The organism is Nostoc sp. PA-18-2419 (assembly GCF_005869855.1).
Lineage (GTDB): Bacteria > Cyanobacteriota > Cyanobacteriia > Cyanobacteriales > Nostocaceae > Nostoc.
Window position 1 is genome coordinate 64932 of the sequence record NZ_SZNH01000011.1, and the last position, 18391, is coordinate 83322.

Sequence of the window (18391 nt, forward strand, 5' to 3'; positions counted from 1 at the left end):
AAGATGGCACTGATGACGAATTACTAGCAGAGAAAATGCAGGCAAATAGATTTTTGCCTGTAGAGGCTGCTCACAGTAGCAAAGTTATGAAGCTGACTGCCAAACAGGAGGAAAAGAATTGCTAACAGAAAATGAACTACAACTAAGTGCTGATGTGCTGGTAATTGGTGGTGGCCCTGCTGCTGCGTGGGCAGCATGGGCAGCTGCATCCCAAGGTGTCAAAGTCATTATTGCTGATAAAGGTTTTCTGGGTACAAGCGGTGCAGCTGCGGCCAGTGGTAATGGCATCATGGCTCCTTCTCCAGAGAATTGGGACAAAGTTTTATCGGAGCGTTATCGCGTCGGAAAAGACCTTGCTAACTTACGTTGGATTGAGCGTGTCATCGAAAAAACTTGGCTGAGTTTACCCTTAGTAGAAAAATGGGGCTATCGTTTTCCCAAAGAAAATGGGGAATCTGTGCGTCAGAGTTATTATGGCCCAGAATATATGCGGGTACTTCGCAAAAACCTCTTGCGTTCTGGTGTGCAGATTCTCGACCAAAGTCCGGCTTTAGAGCTTTTATTGGCTGACGATGGCTCAGTGGCAGGAGCAACAGGTGTACAGAGACAACATCATCGTACTTATACTATTCGTGCTGGTGCAGTCGTCTTAGCAAATGGTGGTTGTGCGTTCTTAAGTAAAGTATTAGGTTGCAATACTAATACAGGTGATGGACTGCTGATGGCAGTGGAAGCTGGCGGCGAACTCTCCAGTATGGAAGCTTCTAATCACTATGCAATTTCGACCGCTTTTAATGCCACAGTGACGCGGGGTGTTCCCTTTGGCTGGGCTAGTTACACCGATGAAGGAGGTAATGATCTTGGTGGTTATATCAATGGTCGCCGCGATCCTGGGTTTCTCCCCAATGCCCTAATGAAAGGCTCCGTTTATGCTCGTTTAGATAAAGCCACACCTGAAGTTAAGGCAGTAATTGAAAAGTCTCATTTCATCGCTTTTCTACCATATAAAAAAGCTGGGATCGATCCCTATACAGAACGAGTACCTGTAACACTGCTTTTAGAAGGTACAGTCCGGGGTACAGGCGGGATTCGGATTGTAAATGATAGTTGTGCGACAAAAGTTCCTGGACTTTACGCAGCTGGTGATGCAGCATCGCGGGAGTTTTTAGCCGGGTTAGCTTCTGGTGGTGGCGGCCCTAATGCTGCCTGGGCAATCTCTACAGGACAATGGGCAGGAGTTGGGGCGGCTGGGTTTGCCAAGAGTTTAGGCGCACGTGCAAATGAACGGGTTGCATATGCGACTGGTCAAGTAGGATTGCGTTCAAACTCCCCCGCATCTGAAACCTTCGATAGTGAGGCGATTGTGCGCGGTGTCCAAGCCGAGATGTTCCCGTTGGAGAAGAATTACTTGCGTTCTGAGCAAAAACTTCTCGATTCCCTCGCCAAATTAGAAACTCTGTGGCAGCAGGTACAAGGGAATCCAAAACAAGATAGTGTGCGCGATATAGAATTTTCTCGTCGCGCGGCTGCTCTAACTGCTGTTGCACGATGGGCATATTTTAGTGCTTTACATCGCAGAGAAACCCGCAGCGAACATATTCGTATCGACTATCCCCAGACCGATTCTAATCAGCGTTATTATCAAGCCACAGGCGGCTTAGATAAGCTATGGGTGAGGCGGGATTGGATTACGGATGCTCCCATAGCACCAGTACAAACCACTCAAACCACACCCGTTGTATCAAAGTTGTAGCAGGAGCAATATCATGATTGAGCTTGTCAGCCATAAACTCTGTATTAATTGCAATGTGTGCGTCCAAGTTTGTCCTACTAATGTCTTTGATGCAGTTCCCAATCAACCACCCGTAATTGCTCGCAAGGAAGACTGTCAAACTTGTTTCATGTGTGAGGCGTATTGTCCTGCGGATGCGCTCTATGTTGCCCCCCAATCTCATACTGATATTGCAGTCAATGAGGATGAGTTAATTGAAAGTGGCATTATGGGTGAATATCGCCAGATATTAGGCTGGGGATATGGCAGAAAAAACAATAGTGAATTAGATACTGCTCATCAACTACGTCAACTACCACGCCCTTATCAAACTTAATTTCAATAGGCTTAAGAGGCGATCGCAATTTATTTTCAGCACAATCGAGAGGTGGTTTGAAAAATGCGATCGCCTTTTTTCTGACCTTCAAATATCAAACACTAGGAGTAGTACTACTATCAACCAAAATTTTTGTCCCAGTAATTGCACCTGACTTTTCACGGGAAGTCTTAAGACCCTCGTCGATGCTAGGATAGGGGGTAGGGTGTAGGGTAAATCATGAAAGTCTTACCATACCCCATACCCCATACCCTGTCCCTTTTTCCACATGACGTGAAAAGTCAGGTAATTGCACAAGCTGAGTCAGAAAGTAAAAATAAAGCGATCGCTCATACTGTAACTCAGCCACCCCATGTTGATGTCAATGAAATTCTCATTAGACCAACTCAGCAAGAAAGGTAAGTTAAAAAGTTAAAAGATAATCTCTATAAATAAATGATGAGGTCAACGCTTTTTTAAGACAATATTTATTGAGATAATACAAAATCATCTAGATAAAGCTATGAAAGAAAATAGCATCATCACTGGTTTTCATGCTCATGTCTACTATGATACCGAAACTCGTGAGATGGCTGCCCATATTCGTGAAGGATTGGGAGCTAAATTTGAAGTAAAGCTTGGGCGCTGGCACGATCAGCCCATTGGTCCACATCCTAAATCTATGTATCAAGTTGCCTTCGCATCCAATCAATTTACGCAAGTTGTTCCCTGGTTAATGCTTAACCGTGAAGACTTAGATATTCTCGTTCACCCAGAAACCGGAGATGATGTCACAGATCATACAGCACATGCTTTGTGGTTAGGCAATAAGCTAGATTTAAACATCAACTTCCTACAACGAATCAAACCCAACGCCTCTTAATTAAGAATTATCCTAGCGCTTGCGTGTTAATACTCAGCTCATCGGCGTAGGTGTACTCCTTTTCAGAAGCAAGCTACGCGTAGCGTCTGGTAGAGAAGAGAAGCCCCCCGTACCACTTCTCCTTCTCCTATCGGGGAAGCAAGCTACGCGGTAGCGTCTTTGAAACAGAAGCCATCGTAATCAAACTCATGTCTATGCGATCGTCTTGAGATAGCTTACTGTAAAACTCACGAATAGCCACAGTAGCCGAGTCTTCTTTTCGGGCTGACTCACTCTTCCAGACAACAGTACATTATCAATAGCAATTACACCAACAGATATTCATCCAAATCAATAGTCAGATTTAGTGTTTTCCCTGTAGATATCTTTTTTGGATCTTGCTTTTGCAGCCGAGCTATGTCAACATTCTATATTAAAATACGGTAAGTTGCTCAATTTATAGTAATTTAAATATACTTATAGTCTGAATATACATATGTTGACCAAGTATTTATCAAATCAACTAATGAAGATTGTCAACAGCTTTATTCACAAGCATAGAATATGGAGAATTGACAAATTTGCCTTATTTTTTGTCTACGGGTTAAGTTTGACTCTTGTGATATCTGCGTGTTCTTCCAATAACACAAGTAATTCTGTCGCAACGCAGGCAGCAAATCAAAGCGCCACAAATCAAGATGTTGTGATTCGGATTGGCTATCAAAAAGCAGCAACTATTCTCAACACTATGAGAGTGCAAAAAGATTTGGAGAAAGCTTTTACTGCTAATGGCGCTTCAGTAACATGGGCTGAATTTCCTTCTGGGCCGCCAATGTTAGAGGCAATGAACGCAGGGAGTATTGATTTTGGCTACACTGGCGAATCACCGCCAATCTTTGCCCAGGCTGCGGGTAATCCCTTGGTTTATGTTGCTTACGATCCTTGGGGTTCCAAAGCAGAAGCAATTCTTGTGCCGAAAAGTTCATCTATTAAAACTCTTGCAGACCTTAAGGGTAAACGAATTGGTGTTGCTAAAGGTTCAAATACTAACTACTTATTGGTAAAAGTTTTAGAAAAGGGAAGAGTAGATTATAAGGATATTAAACCAGCTTTTCTCCAACCTCCTGATGCTCGTGCGGCTTTTGAGGGTAATAATATTGATGCTTGGGCAATTTGGGATCCTTATTTATCGGCGGCGCAAGCTGCTACAGGCGCACGCACTTTGACAGATGCAACTGGGTTAGCACCCAATCGCGGTTACTATCTGGCTGCTAAATCTTTTGTTGACAAGTATCCTGATGCTTTAAAAACAGTGCTTGATGAAGTCAAAAAAAGAAACAACTGGGCAAAAAATAATCCCACAGAAGTTGCTAAATTTCTCTCACCACAATTGGGTATTGATGTTGGGGTGCTAGAAGTTGCCGAAAAACGACGAGACTATGGCGTACTACCGCTAACAGAGGAAGTGATTCGTAAACAGCAAGAGATTGCTGATACCTTTTACAAAATCAAGCTAATACCGAAATCTATCAATGTTAGTGAAATCGTTTGGAAAGGCAATCAATAGAAGGTAGAAGAATATGAATATCGATACCCAGTGGATGAAAACAGATGTGCTTGTGATTGGTGGCGGTACAGCCGGGACAATGGCAGCTATTAAAGCCAAACAAGCGAATCCCGATGCAGAGGTGCTGATTTTAGAAAAGGCTAACATCCGACGGAGTGGTGCGATCGCAATGGGTATGGACGGAGTGAATACCGCAATCATTCCTGGCCATTCTACGCCAGAACAATATGTGCGCGAAGTCACCCTAGCTAACGATGGCATTCTCAACCAAAAAGCCGTATATCAAACAGGTAAATTAGGTTACGAGGTTATCCAAGAATTAGAAAGCTGGGGTGTAAAATTTCAAAAAGATGCCCAAGGCAACTATGACTTAAAACAAGTCCATCGCGTAGGTAAATATGTCTTACCCATGCCAGAAGGTAAAGACCTGAAAACCATTCTCACCCGCCAAGTTAAACGCCACAAAGTCAAAGTTACAAATCGCGTCATGGCAACCCGCGTGTTAGTCAAAGAAGGACGTGCTATTGGTGCAGTGGGATTTGATGTGAGAAACGGCAATTATATAGTCATTCAAGCCAAAGCAGTCATTTTGTGTACAGGTGCTTGTGGCAGACTAGGACTACCAACTTCTGGCTATCTCTACGGCACTTATGAAAATCCTACCAATGCCGGAGATGGCTATTCAATGGCTTATCATGCAGGCGCAGAACTCAGCAATATTGAATGCTTTCAAATTAATCCTTTAATCAAAGATTACAACGGCCCTGCCTGTGCTTATGTTGCTGGGCCTTTTGGCGCTCATACTGCTAACGCCGAAGGAAATCGCTTCATTAGTTGTGACTATTGGAGTGGTCAAATGATGTTGGAAATCTGGAAAGAATTGAATTCTGGTAAAGGGCCAGTCCAACTCAAAATGACTCATCTTGATGAAGATACAATTGCGGAAATTGAATCCATACTTTGGGCGAATGAACGACCAAGTAGAGAACGCTTTCATCAAGGCAGAAATGAAGATTACCGCACCCACGGCGTAGAGATGCACATTTCCGAAATTGGGTTATGTAGCGGTCATAGTGCCTCTGGTGTGTGGGTAAATGAAAATGCTCAAACAACAGTCCCCGGTTTGTATGCAGCCGGAGACATGGCCAGCGTTCCCCATAATTATATGATTGGGGCATTTGTTTTCGGTCGCATAGCCGGAACTCATGCCATTGAATATATTCAAGATTTGGATTTTTTAGAACCAGATACAGACTTTTTAGAAACTGAAAAAGCCAGAATTTACGCACCTTTAACTCGCACCAACGGTGTACCTCATACACAGGTTGAATATAAACTCAGACGCTTAGTTAATGATTATTTGCAACCACCAAAATCAGGTAACAAGATAGAGATTGGTTTGAAACATTTTCTTCAATACCGACAAACATTAGATGTAATGGGTGCGCGTGACCCCCACGAATTAATGCGTTGTATAGAAGTGCATTTTATTCGTGACTGTGCAGAAATGGCAGCCAGAGCCTCATTATATCGTCAAGAAACTCGTTGGGGACTTTATCATTACCGCTTAGATTATCCAGAAAAAAATGATGATGAATGGTTCTGTCATGTCAACTTAAAGAAAGATGAATTAGGAGAAATGACATTGTTTAAGCGTCCTGTAGATTCTTATATTGTGGAAGTAGATACAGTCAAGGAATCGTACAATGTAGCTGTGAGATAAAATCTTTAAAAGAATGCCTATCTATAATTCAATTGGTCAACAATATTCCAAAACTCGCATTGCTGATATTCGCATTGTCAATAGATTAATTGATTTACTCAATTTACCCAAAGGTAGCATTATCGCTGATATTGGTGCTGGTACTGGTAGTTATAGCCTAGCCCTAGCTAACCAAGGATTTTTTGTTCATGCTGTTGAACCTTCTGTAGTGATGCAAAAACAAGCAGTACAACATCCCCAAGTTAAATGGTTTACTAGCTATGCAGAAAATTTACCTTTTCCAGATAAGTCTGTTGATGGTATTGTAAGTACCCTGGCAATTCATCACTTTACTCATCTCGAAAAAGCATTTCAAGAAATGCAGCGAATTATTAGAGATGGGACAATAGTTTTGCTAACTTTTGATATTAGATTGGCTCAGAAAATATGGCTTTATGATTACTTCCCATTTTTGTGGGAAGATGCCTTACAATTTTTACCGCTTAACGAACAGATTAATCTAATTCAGAGTAATACTCGAAGGCGTGTTGAAGCTATACCCCTTTTGTTACCATATGATTTATCTGATTTATTCGCAGCAGCAGGGTGGAGACGACCAAAATTATATCTCAAACCAGAAGTACGTGCGGGAATATCATCTTTTACACTAGCAAATCAAGATTTACTAAATAAAGGATTACATTTATTGGCAGCAGATTTAAGTACTGATGAATGGGTAAATAAGTATGGTAATATTTGCAATTTGACAGAAATTGATTTAGGTTATCGCTTTATCAGTGCAAGGCTAGATAATTAAACAATTATAATTTTAAGCTATGATAAATAAAGTTACTGAATCTGAACACATTAAAATCAGACAAGCTAATATTAAAGATGCAGAACGAATTGCTAATCTTTGCGAGCAAATTGAATATTACGTTACAAATCAACAAATAGAGCAGCGACTTGCTAAAATTGAAGATAACAATGCTCATATTGTGTATGCTGCAACTTTAGCAAATCAATATGTAATTGGTTGGGCGCACGCTTATATTAGTGATTTATTAATTATTCCAACTCAAGCGATTCTTTTGGGGTTAGTTGTTGATAAAAATTATCGTCGTATTGGAATTGGACGTATTTTAATGCAACAGATTGAACAATGGGCTTATCTGACTGGATGCGAAGGTGTTATATTACGTTCTAGTCTTAGACGCAAAGAAGCGCATTTATTTTATGAAAAAGTTGGCTATACCAATATAAAACAGTCTTTAGCTTTTCAAAAACAATTAGTTTCGTAAAAATATACATTTTTATAAAAAATAATGAATTAGTTTTATGGCTTTAATCAATCAAAGAATAGATGTTCCTGTAATCGTTGATGAATCAAAATGTTTGGAGAAATGCACAGCTTGTATTGAAGTTTGTCCTCTTGATGTGTTGGCAAAAAATCCAGAAACAGGCAAAGCATATATGAAATATGATGAATGTTGGTTTTGTCTGCCTTGTGAAAAAGAATGTCCAACAAATGCAATTACCGTACAAATTCCCTTTTTGTTGCGATAGTTCTTCTCTTATTCTCTATGAGTCTGTGCATCTGTGGTAAACATAATGAACAATGACATCAAATACTGGCTAGAAATGCTGCGATCGCCTGATATAAATGACCGCTTAGTAGCTGTCAAAACATTACAACACCTTGGCGAAGAAGAAACAGTAGATGCACTAATTATCGCTTTACAAGATGAAGATATTGCTGTTCAAAAAATAGCTATATCAGCTCTTTGGGAGATTGCTAATTCTTTAGCTATTCCTGCTTTAATCGAATGTCTCAGTTCCGCAGATATAGATATTCGCACTGAAGCTGCATCAGCTTTAAACGAGTTAGTTACCCAGGATGATTTATTACTGTTATTAGATAAACTTCAGGGTGATGATATAAATACTCAGTTAAATGTCTTAGTACTGTTGCGAAAAATCCATGATATTCAATCTTTACCCTATATCTTACCATTTTTAAAATCAAATAATCCTGAGTTAAGAGAAGCAGCAATTACCACATTGCGATATATCAATCAAATAGAGAAATGTCCCCAAGCTTTGGATTTAATATTTGATGACTCAACACTTGTTCGTCGTGCTACTGCTTTAACTTTAGGACATCTACAAGATACACAAGTAATTACAATACTTGCTCAAGCACTTATGAATGATAGCGATTGGCAAGTTCGCCGTAATGCAGCTAAATCTCTAACTATTCATGAAAATCAGCAAGCAATTTCAGCATTAGAAATAGCTTTAAATGATGAACATTGGCAAGTACGCAAATCAGTAGCACAAGCTTTGCAAATAATCCCTGATATTCAAGTTATACCGAGATTAATTCAAGCATTAACAGATGAATATGCAGATGTCCGCAAGGAAGCAGTAATTGCTCTTGGGAATTTAGCTCATCCTGATGTTATTAATGCCCTTAAACAAGCCTTAGATGACCCTGACAAAGAAGTGTCTATCCAAGCGCAACGGGCAATTCAGAAGATTCAAACAGATAAAAAAGTCTTGAGGAAGCAGTAAATAACTAGGATAAATATTAACACGATTAAAGCTTTACTAATTTCGCAGTAAAAATTCCTTACTCCAAATTATTGACCTCTGCTTATCAACAATATTTATCAAGTGAACTTTATCGACAAAACAACGATAATTTAAATCTAAATTTTGTACTTCTTCTAACACTTGCGAAAAGTTATCTGTATGTTTTGTAAATCTTCCTAACGTTAAATGAGGAACCAATGGTAAATTATCTCTGAAATATTCAGATAATATACCTGTATATAGTTCGTTGTGTAGTTTTATCACATCTACTTTTCCTTCTTCAACCATTAAAAACATATACTCATCCCATGATTTTTGTAATCCTTTGAGACAAATAGGAAATGTTTTCCATTTATTCAAGATACTATCAATATGAATAATGAGATTTATTTCATTAATAGACTTGATTATGGGAAATACAAGCGTAATATGTGGTTCAATTAAATCAAATTGTGGGTCATATTTCTGCCTTATTTGATTGATATTCTCTGTGTTAATATTAGGGTAATGTACGAGTGCGTAAGACATACTTATAAATTATTAAAGGTTATACAGCAAATTAAAAATTATTTACGCCTAGCGTGTCGAAGACAAAGCTTACACTAACATCAGGCACAGAAATATTCTTTATAACATCCACAAGATATGACTACAGTGCATCAGCAAGAAGTCGTGCAATTACTCAAACAAATTATCGAACCTATTTTAAAAAATGACATCATTAGTTTGGGAATGGTACGAAATTTACGTATAGTTGATGACTATATTTACTTACGTTTATATATTGGCTCTCATCAACACCAATTACAGCCAGAAATTCAATCTAAACTATCATCTCTATCTTGGTGTAAAAAAACTTATATTCAAATTTGTACAATTCCTGGTGTTAAAACAACTCTTGCAGTTTCTAGTGGTAAAGGTGGTGTGGGCAAATCCACAACAGCCGTTAATATTGCCGCAGCTTTAAAATTACAAGGTGCAAAAGTAGGATTATTAGATGCTGATGTTTATGGCCCCAATGTTCCCCAGATGTTGGGTTTAGGACAAGCTGATATTCAAGTAATAAATACTCCCACAGGTGATAAGTTTTTACCTCTAGAAGTTCAGGGAATAAAAGTAATGTCAGTAGGTTTACTTGCAGAAGCAAATCGTCCTTTGGCATGGCGAGGGCCTGTATTGCATAAAATTATCACGCAATTTTTGCAAGATGTGGAATGGGGGGAATTAGATTATTTATTGATAGATTTACCTCCGGGTACAGGTGATGCTCAAATTACAATTATCCAAGAAAGCCCAATTTGTGGAGTCATTTTAGTGACAACTCCTCAACAAGTGGCTGTTGCAGATGTACGACGTAACATATATATGTTTCGCCAAGTGGGCGTTCCTGTCCTTGGGATTATTGAAAATATGAGTTATTTAATCTGTGGTGATTGTGGTTCACGCACACCGATTTTTGGTAGTGGTGGCGGCGAACAACTCGCTACAGAATTACAAGCGCCTCTGTTAGGACAAATTCCTATTGATTCCCGCATTTGTAGCGGTAGTGATACTGGAAATCCGATTGCAATCAGCGAATGTGCTTCACCAGTAAAAGAGATTTTTACACAAATTGCTACTTCATTAAATACTACTTTTACGTTATACGATAAAACTACGCAGGTTGACCAAGTTTAGTAGTTTCAAAAACTTCAATCAATTGCCCTATTTTGACATCGTAGATATAGCCATAGATAGGAATTTCATTTGGAACTAATGGATGCAAATAAATCCGTTGTACATCTGTATAGATACTTTTGGCTTGATCATCAATAGTTAATCAGATAGAAATTTTATAAATATTCTTAATTCTCCTATAAGTAAACATACTTATTCAAGATGATATTTATTAAGTCTTTTGAGTTTGTTTAGCGAGTAATCATGGGACGATTTACCACCTGATGGATATTCTCAAGTAAATTGATTAATGTAGTTGCAATCTACCAAGCTTTTTTAAAGCTAAAAATAAGGAGCTAATATGTAATGCTTGCAAGAAAATTCCACTTTCAATTATTTTTATAGTTTCTTCTAAAGGCAATAACACTAAATCAATCTGTTCCGTATCATCAAGATTTAAATCAGCTACTTTTTCTACATTTGTGGTTAAAAAACAATGAGTGAGATTATTATGATTAGCTGGATTAGCTGATAATACGCCAGTTTCAATAAAATTATCGCTAGTGTAACCTGTTTCTTCTAATAGCTCGCGTTTCGCTGCCAAAATTGGGGAGATATCTTCTGCTTCTACAGAACCACAAGGCAATTCTAAAAATGTTTTTTGTAGACCGTGGCGATATTGTTTGACTAAGACAACTTCCTGATTTTTGGTTAAAGCTACAACATTTACCCATGTTGGATATTCCAGAACATAATAAGGCTCAACGATTTTGCCATTAGGCATTTGACAAGTATCAGCTCTTACTGATATCCATCTATCTTTGACGACATATTTAGAGTTTAATACATTCCAATCAAATGAATCCACTTTACTGAATCCTTGGTTTATTAGTGAGAATGCGATCGCGCATTTAATGGATAGATAAAGTTAGCAACTGTTTCACGTTCGACCCAACCCTGTTTACGGTAAAATTCTCTTTGATAAGATTCTCGCTCTTTGTGGTTCACCAACATGAGTACTGAACATTCTCGGATTTTTGCCTCCGATATAATGGTTGCTAACAAAGTTTTACCAATACCAAAACCACGAGCCGCTTTTTGGATAAATAACTCAGAAATATAACCTTGGAGTTTGGGGAGAAACGGACAAGGTAGCCAATGAACTGCAACATATCCTACTACATCATTTTCAGAATTTTCCGCTATATAAATAGAATGGCTATTATTTTGATAACACTGAATAATTTGCTGCTGAATTTGGGCAACACTTGTTTCCTGGGAGGTTGAATTCACCCATGCAAACCAACCTAATTCTCTGATAATGTGAAAAATCGCTTGTGCATCTGATTCTTTTACTTTTCTAATAGTGAAATTCATTTTTACTCACCGCAAGCAATTTGGGAATCTCATCTGGAGTATGGGCAATTAAATCAGCACCGTAGCTCTTTAACTCTTCCTCAGTTCCGTAACCATAGGTGACACCAATTGCAGTAATACTATTATGTTTAGCTCCGATCATATCGTGCAAGCGATCGCCTACCATAACCACATCAGAAGACGAAAGATTTTCTGTGACTAAGATGTGATTAATTAACTCACTTTTTACAGTCCGTGTGCCATCAAGTTCACTCCCATAAACCCCATCAAAAAGCGATGACAAGCCAAAATGTTGAATAATCTGCGTAGCATAAATATGTGGTTTAGAAGTCGCAACAAAAGTTTTATGACCAGCAAAACGAATAGCGTCTAAGGTTTCTGAAATCTTGGGATAAAGAGAATTTTCAAATAATCCTATCGTAGCAAAGCGACTGCGATAAAGTGAAATGGCTTGTTCTAAAACTTTGTTATCTGAAGTCTTCAGTAGCAGCGAAAAACTGTCTTGGATTGGAGGGCCAATACACCAATGTAATTTATCAGCATCGGGTGGTCTATAACCTAGTTCAGATAAAGCAAACTGAATGCAGCGAGTAATACCAGGCTTGGGATCTGTCAATGTCCCATCTAAATCAAACAGAATAGTGGAGGCAGACATAATTCATAATTCACAATTATTATTCCAACAATAAATAACTCGCAATTGAAATCTTAACTACGAATTACTAATTATTTTTAGGAGTCTGGTTTCGTCGCTTGCAAGGAAGGTTGCCTAGAAAATTCATCATACCATTGTGCAAGTTTGGGGTAGCTTAGTCGCCATTGCAGTTCAGGCAGACGACTCTCTAATCCTAGCGCTGATGCGATGGTGATATGAGCAAGCATAGGAGTTTGGTCGAATTTATCAGAAATCTTCTCAAAGTAGTCCAAGATTCTTAAAGCACGCGATCGCTCTAACTTGATTACCCCTGATGATTGCTCACTTGAAGAACGCCGTAACTCCCGTACCCAGACAGCAATACCATCTATGAATCCACCAGCTGTACCTTCAAGTTGCTGTAAAAAGCCATCAGAAATGTCAGCAACTAGTTTTATTTCAGGATTTAACTGATTAAGATAAACGCATATTATCCGCGTTTCGCTTAAGATAAATCCGTCGTCAGTCGCTAGGGTTGGAACTTTACCTGTTGGATTGTAGTTGAGTAGTTCGCTGTCCGGATCTCGTACAGTGACTTTCTGCATAGCGATGCGATCGCACAGACCAAGTTCTAATGCAGTTACCCTAGCAATGCGTGCATAGGGAGAGTTAGGTGTGTAAAAGAGTTTCATCGAAAACTGCGCTCGTCATTTTTATAATCATTTACTCTAAAAAAGAGAATCGATGCCGCCAAATATTCTTCAGACCTCTTGCACAAAAAGCTTGATTTGCCTCTCGTAGCGTTAGTGGAATGTCGATGTAGAGCTATGGCTGAATGATGTAGGTAGCAGGCAATGAGGCGATCGCACTCTCAATTTATCAAAGAACATTCTCACATTCCCAAGCACTTGCTGAATCGAGTTCAGGAGTTGGAGAGGAGAAAGCAGCAGTTAGGGTAATAATTAATGCCTACAGAGAACTCAACAATCCTTACCAGCTTAAGTACGGTGGGCAAAACTGAGGTAAGGTAGAGTTATTAGGGATACAGATATTAATTCTATTCCCTTATATACAAATTTGAGAATTAGGCAGCAACTGATCTCATGTTGCTGCCAATAACTCGATTTGTGCAGCAAGCTGGTTAAGATTACGAATTTTGCCGAAGCCCTAACAAGTTTCCATCAATATCTCTGAAGATAGACAATTGCACTCCGTGACCGACATCTGTAATTGGCTCAACTTCTACTCCTTTTTCAATAAGGCTTTGACGAGCAGCAACTATATCTTTTACAACAAAGGTACTAACAGTACTACCTGTGTTAACTGAGTTACTTAAGTTCAATCCAATTGCAAAACGTGGAATATCAGGAWAACTAAACTGTCTCCAGCTAGGCGTGTCATATTGTTCTTCAGCAACTAATCCAAGCTTGGATTTATACCATTCGACGCTAGCTTCGAGATTAGTAACGTCTACTTTAGTGACAAAACTATATTCACCAAAGGTATTGTTCAATGTCATATTCTGTTGTGCTAATTAGGTACTTTTACAATACAGCTATTATAAACCTTTTTAATAGATAATCTACTGTAAGTCAATCGATTAATAGTAGTTTAATCACGCAATATCACTCGAAAAGCCACGCTTAAGTCTCTACACTCATAATCAACAGCCATTCATCAGAGTTGAAGATTTGATACTATTTGTCAATAAGCAATAGCACTTTAAAAATATCACGACTTACGCACTCAAGTCTGAAACCTAGGTCCCCCCTAACCCCCCTTAAAAAGGGAGGAATATATGAAAGTTCTCTATGATAGTTATAATTTTCCGCAGCTAGATGAAGATATCACTCATACAGCAATATCTAATATAGAATGAAATAATCAGGTAAGTTTTTTATATTAACTAACTTGACTGCTATCAGTGGTTTGTAGTCATAGCTAATTACCCGTACCATTCATTCATCAGAATTTGCTCACACCTTGCGATCATTTCCTGCGCCTCCAATAATCCGAGATTATAAGCATTCTCAAAACAGGCTTTGGCTTCGATTACCCGACTCCTTCTACCCAGTTCATCGCCTTTGTTATACCAAGCTCTAGACATCAGTGGATCTATTTCTAGCGCTTGATCATAACACCAAAGCGCTTCCTCTGGCTGACCAAGGCTGCTCAACGCATTTCCTTTATTCATCCATGCAATCGCATTTCTTGGTTTCAACTCCAGCGCACAGTTGTAAGACTCTAAAGCTGCCTCGTAGTTATCTAGTCTCCAGAGTGCCAATCCTTTGTTGATCCAACTTTCCACATGGCGCGGATCGATTGCAAGCACGTTGTCATAGCAGATCACTGCTTCGCTAAACTTTCCTGCGTCCTGAAGCGCGATCGCTTGTTGAAACATCTCAATGATATTTTCTGATGGTTCCGACATCACTTAAACTTCCTATTTGAAATCTCGCTTTGCCCATTCTGAAATAGATACGGTTCAGTCCCTCGTACCTAGGTTCTTTCCAGACATCGGGTGAATTGATTCAAATGAGTGCGTGGCGTGGCGATTGTCACAGCAGCGATCGCCATTTAAGCCAAAACCTAAAACGTCAGAACTACCCATAGCATCGGCTAGCTTATACTGTGATTACTGATTTTGCTGACGATTAATATCTTGCAGGTCAAGAGCATAATTTAATCGCAGGACGTTGACACCAGGCTCACCAAAAATCCATAAAAATCTTTCATCAGTATACTTATTAATTAAACGTAAAATTTCATCTTCTTTGACTCCACGGGCACGAGCGACTCGCTCCAATTGCTGGCGTGCTCCTTTAATAGAAATATGCGGGTCTAACCCAGAACCAGAGGTGTAAATAATATCAGCGATTGGTTGAAGATTATCGTCTCGCAATTCATTTGCCTGCTCTATAATCCGGTTGAGGAGTTCTGGATTGCTAGGAGCCAGATTGCTGGCTCCAGATATCCCAGTTGGTCTTGCTTTTTTACCTTGGCTATATCTAACAGTACTGGGACGAGGAGAGAAATATCGCTCAGATGTAAAGACTTGACCAATCAAAGCTGAACCAATTGGTTCATTATTTAAGTTTCGCATGATACTGCCGTTAGCTTGGTAGGGCAAAAAAACTTGACCCACTACAAGGATTATCAGAGGATAAACGATCGCAGTTAACAACCAAAGCATTAGAGTCATAAAAATTGCTCTGATTGTTTCTCGAATAATAGCCATAATAAATTTTCCACCTACTCCTAAAACTAATTTTTAATTTTTAATTTTTAACTATTTTCCAAGATAGGATGCTGTCAACAGCATGAATATTTGGGATAACTACCACATTCAACCACAGCAGACTAAAAATAGCGAGTGGTAAATGTTGTTTATCGCATTACTACCAAACAAAGGATATCCTGCAAGCATTACTTTTGCATAAGTCATCGAACTATGATCTCAAAGTTATAAGAGAGTGTTATTCATCTTGTTTTCTACGAGATAGCCCAACCTTAGCCTTCGCGCAACGTCACGAAGTGGAGCAGGTTTAATCTAATAGCTCGCTGCCATTAGATTAAACAATTTCCAAGTTGATAACACGATTAAACCCGTGTTTAGCTGTATCAAGAGTTATTGACATTTTTTCCCCCTCTCAATAGGCAAAAATGTCTATTATCTTACCTTGGTAACAGGTGTTTATCTTGTAGTATGTGTATTTTTGCTGTTATTAAGCTAAGCCTACAACTGTAATCAGCATATCTATCAACTTAATGACAATAAACGGCGCAATCAACCCACCTAACCCATAAATTAAGATATTGCGTTGCAATAGCTGATTAGCTGTCAAGGGTCTAAACTGTACACCTTTCAATGCCAAAGGAATCAAAGCTGGAATAATCAAAGCGTTGTAAATCAGTGCTGATAATACAGCAGAATTAGGGCTAGTTAAATTCATAATATTCAGGCTTTGCAGGTTAGCAGCAGCAAATACTGCTGGAATAATCGCAAAGTATTTAGCAATATCATTAGCGATGGAAAATGTAGTCAATGCACCGCGAGTAATCAGCAATTGTTTGCCAATGCTAACAATATCAATTAATTTTGTGGGATCGGAGTCCAAATCCACCATGTTAGCCGCTTCTTTTGCAGCTTGGGTTCCTGTATTCATAGCGACGCCGACGTTAGCTTGAGCTAATGCTGGAGCATCGTTAGTTCCGTCCCCTGTCATCGCAACTAATTTGCCTGCTGCTTGTTCTTTTTGAATCACACTGATTTTGTCTTCTGGTGTGGCTTCGGCGATGAAGTCATCCACTCCGGCTTCTCTAGCAATCACGGAAGCTGTAATTCGGTTATCCCCCGTTAGCATCACGGTACGGACTCCCATACGTCGCAGTGCAAGAAAGCGATCGCGGATACCAGGTTTGACAATATCTTTAAGATAAATAATCCCGTAGATTTCGTGATCGAGGCTAACTGCTAAGGGTGTACCTCCCAGCTGAGAAACTCGTTCATCAGCTGCATCCAGTTCTGGAGTATCTTCGCTGTTGCGAGAACGGACAAATCCTTTAATGGCTCCTACTGCTCCCTTCCTGGCCTCATGTCCACCGGGTAAGTTTGTACCGCTCATGCGTGTTTTGGCAGAAAAATCTACCCCTTGTGCCTGACTGGAATCAAAATCAAAGCGTGCGCCTAACTTTTCTGCCAAGCGGAGAATCGATTTTCCTTCTGGTGTATCATCAAAAACACTAGCTGCCCAAGCAACACTGGCAATTTCCAGTATAGTATGACCGTTGATTGGGATAAATTCTTCTGCCAACCGATTACCAAGGGTAATTGTACCTGTTTTATCGAGAACTAAAGTGTTAACATCGCCAGAAGCTTCTACGGCTCGTCCTGAGGTAGCAATAACGTTAAATTGGGCAACTCGATCCATACCAGCAATACCAATAGTACTCAGTAACCCGCCGATGGTGGTAGGAATCAATGCTACTAATAGGGCAATCAAAATTGGGACGCTAACTGGATTATCAACATAATAGGCAAGTGCGGGCAAAGTCGCCACAACAAACAAAAATATTAAGCTGAGAACTGCTAGCAACACTGTCAAGGCAATTTCATTAGGTGTTTTGCTGCGTTCTGCCCCTTCTACCAAGGCAATCATCCTGTCAATAAAACCTTTACCTGGGTCAGATGTAATGCGGATAATTAATTCGTCTGAGATAATCCGCGTCCCACCAGTGACAGAACTGGCAACATCGGAGCCTGATTCTTTTAATACTGGTGCAGATTCTCCAGTAATTGCCGATTCATCCACCGAGGCGACACCCATGATTACCTCGCCATCAGCAGGTATAATATCGCCAGCAACTACGTAAATGTTATCACCTTGTTTGAGGCTGGTAGATGAAACTTCATTAATTGTGCCATCGGTAGCGAGTTTTTTGGCGATCGTCTCTGATTTTGTAGACCGCAAGGCATCGGCTTGAGCTTTTCCCCGTCCTTCAGCTACGGCTTCAGCAAAATTGGCAAACCAAACTGTAAAAAATAAAATTCCTGATAACAAAGCATTAAACAGTTGTGGTTTCTTTTGAGTGACTGGGCCAAATAAGTTGGGATCAATGGTTACCAATAGAGTAACAATCGTTCCCACCCAAACCAAAAACATCACCGGATTTTTGATTGCATACTTAGGGTTGAGCTTCACAAAAGCATCTCGAGCTGCCCTGAAGTACAATAACTTGGTATTTACCCTCGCTTTTTTACGTGCTTGGCGGCGATCGCCAGGACGAGAACTTGGACGTCTAGCTTTGGAGGTAGGTGCCCCTTTATTCATAAAGTCAAGTTAGGAGTTAGGAGTTAAAAGTTAAAAGTTAGAAGATGACTGATAATTGATAACTGTTGACTGTTAACCGT

20 protein-coding genes are annotated in these 18391 nt (G+C 39.6%); 11 read left to right on the forward strand and 9 right to left on the reverse strand.

Annotation, left to right across the window (positions count from 1 at the left end):
• Positions 1-118: 118 nt before the first annotated feature.
• The 10 genes from FCR06_RS13645 to FCR06_RS13690 all read left to right on the forward strand — a co-directional run bounded on the left by FCR06_RS13645 (position 119) and on the right by FCR06_RS13690 (position 8792).
• The gene (locus FCR06_RS13645) at positions 119-1753 is read left to right on the forward strand and encodes an FAD-binding protein (protein ID WP_138500482.1); all 1635 of its coding nucleotides are present in this window, start codon (positions 119-121) and stop codon (positions 1751-1753) included.
• A 13-nt stretch (positions 1754-1766) separates the two neighbouring features.
• Entirely contained in the window at positions 1767-2108 is a 342-nt protein-coding gene (locus tag FCR06_RS13650) for a 4Fe-4S binding protein (RefSeq protein WP_138500484.1), read from the forward strand.
• Between the two features lie 219 nt (positions 2109-2327).
• Positions 2328-2510, forward strand: coding sequence for a hypothetical protein (locus tag FCR06_RS32615; protein WP_189523415.1), 183 nt, complete (start codon positions 2328-2330; stop codon positions 2508-2510).
• Between the two features lie 100 nt (positions 2511-2610).
• Positions 2611-2970: a DOPA 4,5-dioxygenase family protein gene (locus FCR06_RS13660; protein WP_138500486.1), complete on the forward strand. Its 360-nt coding sequence runs from the start codon at positions 2611-2613 to the stop codon at positions 2968-2970.
• Between the two features lie 505 nt (positions 2971-3475).
• Positions 3476-4516, forward strand: coding sequence for a sulfonate ABC transporter substrate-binding protein (locus tag FCR06_RS13665; RefSeq protein WP_223280134.1), 1041 nt, complete (start codon positions 3476-3478; stop codon positions 4514-4516).
• A gap of 13 nt (positions 4517-4529) precedes the next feature.
• A complete protein-coding gene (locus tag FCR06_RS13670) occupies positions 4530-6239 on the forward strand; it encodes a fumarate reductase/succinate dehydrogenase flavoprotein subunit (RefSeq protein WP_138500490.1) in 1710 nt (569 codons plus the stop codon).
• A 13-nt stretch (positions 6240-6252) separates the two neighbouring features.
• On the forward strand, positions 6253-7035 hold the full coding sequence (locus FCR06_RS13675; protein WP_138500491.1) for a class I SAM-dependent methyltransferase: 783 nt from the start codon (positions 6253-6255) through the stop codon (positions 7033-7035).
• Between the two features lie 19 nt (positions 7036-7054).
• A complete protein-coding gene (locus FCR06_RS13680) occupies positions 7055-7519 on the forward strand; it encodes a GNAT family N-acetyltransferase (RefSeq protein ID WP_138500493.1) in 465 nt (154 codons plus the stop codon).
• Positions 7520-7556: 37 nt separating this feature from the next.
• The gene (locus FCR06_RS13685) at positions 7557-7784 is read left to right on the forward strand and encodes a ferredoxin family protein (RefSeq protein ID WP_012408944.1); all 228 of its coding nucleotides are present in this window, start codon (positions 7557-7559) and stop codon (positions 7782-7784) included.
• A 45-nt stretch (positions 7785-7829) separates the two neighbouring features.
• Entirely contained in the window at positions 7830-8792 is a 963-nt protein-coding gene (locus FCR06_RS13690) for a HEAT repeat domain-containing protein (protein ID WP_138500495.1), read from the forward strand.
• Positions 8793-8828: 36 nt separating this feature from the next.
• On the opposite strand, the gene FCR06_RS13695 is transcribed toward FCR06_RS13690, so the two are convergent.
• Positions 8829-9341 (reverse strand): 2'-5' RNA ligase family protein, encoded by a 513-nt coding sequence (locus tag FCR06_RS13695; RefSeq protein ID WP_138500497.1) that lies wholly within the window; start codon positions 9339-9341, stop codon positions 8829-8831.
• Positions 9342-9458: 117 nt separating this feature from the next.
• On the opposite strand from FCR06_RS13695, the gene FCR06_RS13700 reads away from it, so the two are divergent.
• Positions 9459-10490 carry an Mrp/NBP35 family ATP-binding protein gene (locus tag FCR06_RS13700; protein ID WP_138500499.1) on the forward strand — a complete coding sequence of 344 codons (1032 nt, stop codon included), beginning with the start codon at positions 9459-9461 and terminating at the stop codon, positions 10488-10490.
• A 286-nt stretch (positions 10491-10776) separates the two neighbouring features.
• On the opposite strand, the gene FCR06_RS13705 is transcribed toward FCR06_RS13700, so the two are convergent.
• From FCR06_RS13705 to kdpB, 8 genes are all read right to left on the reverse strand, one after another.
• A complete protein-coding gene (locus tag FCR06_RS13705; RefSeq protein ID WP_138500501.1) occupies positions 10777-11337 on the reverse strand; it encodes an NUDIX hydrolase in 561 nt (186 codons plus the stop codon).
• A gap of 20 nt (positions 11338-11357) precedes the next feature.
• Positions 11358-11846 (reverse strand): GNAT family N-acetyltransferase, encoded by a 489-nt coding sequence (locus FCR06_RS13710; protein ID WP_138500503.1) that lies wholly within the window; start codon positions 11844-11846, stop codon positions 11358-11360.
• Complete coding sequence (locus FCR06_RS13715; RefSeq protein ID WP_138500505.1) at positions 11830-12501, reverse strand: HAD family hydrolase; 672 nt, start codon at positions 12499-12501, stop codon at positions 11830-11832. Before FCR06_RS13715 ends, FCR06_RS13710 begins: the two co-directional genes overlap by 17 nt.
• Positions 12502-12578: 77 nt before the next feature.
• Complete coding sequence (locus tag FCR06_RS13720) at positions 12579-13172, reverse strand: glutathione S-transferase family protein (RefSeq protein WP_138500507.1); 594 nt, start codon at positions 13170-13172, stop codon at positions 12579-12581.
• A gap of 455 nt (positions 13173-13627) precedes the next feature.
• Entirely contained in the window at positions 13628-13999 is a 372-nt protein-coding gene (locus tag FCR06_RS13725) for a VOC family protein (protein ID WP_138500509.1), read from the reverse strand.
• 426 nt (positions 14000-14425) lie between these two features.
• Positions 14426-14911 (reverse strand): tetratricopeptide repeat protein, encoded by a 486-nt coding sequence (locus tag FCR06_RS13730; RefSeq protein ID WP_138500511.1) that lies wholly within the window; start codon positions 14909-14911, stop codon positions 14426-14428.
• Between the two features lie 204 nt (positions 14912-15115).
• Positions 15116-15718 carry a K(+)-transporting ATPase subunit C gene (gene kdpC, locus FCR06_RS13735; protein ID WP_138500513.1) on the reverse strand — a complete coding sequence of 201 codons (603 nt, stop codon included), beginning with the start codon at positions 15716-15718 and terminating at the stop codon, positions 15116-15118.
• A 487-nt stretch (positions 15719-16205) separates the two neighbouring features.
• Positions 16206-18311, reverse strand: coding sequence for a potassium-transporting ATPase subunit KdpB (gene kdpB / locus FCR06_RS13740; protein WP_138500515.1), 2106 nt, complete (start codon positions 18309-18311; stop codon positions 16206-16208).
• Between the last annotated feature and the right edge of the window lie 80 nt (positions 18312-18391).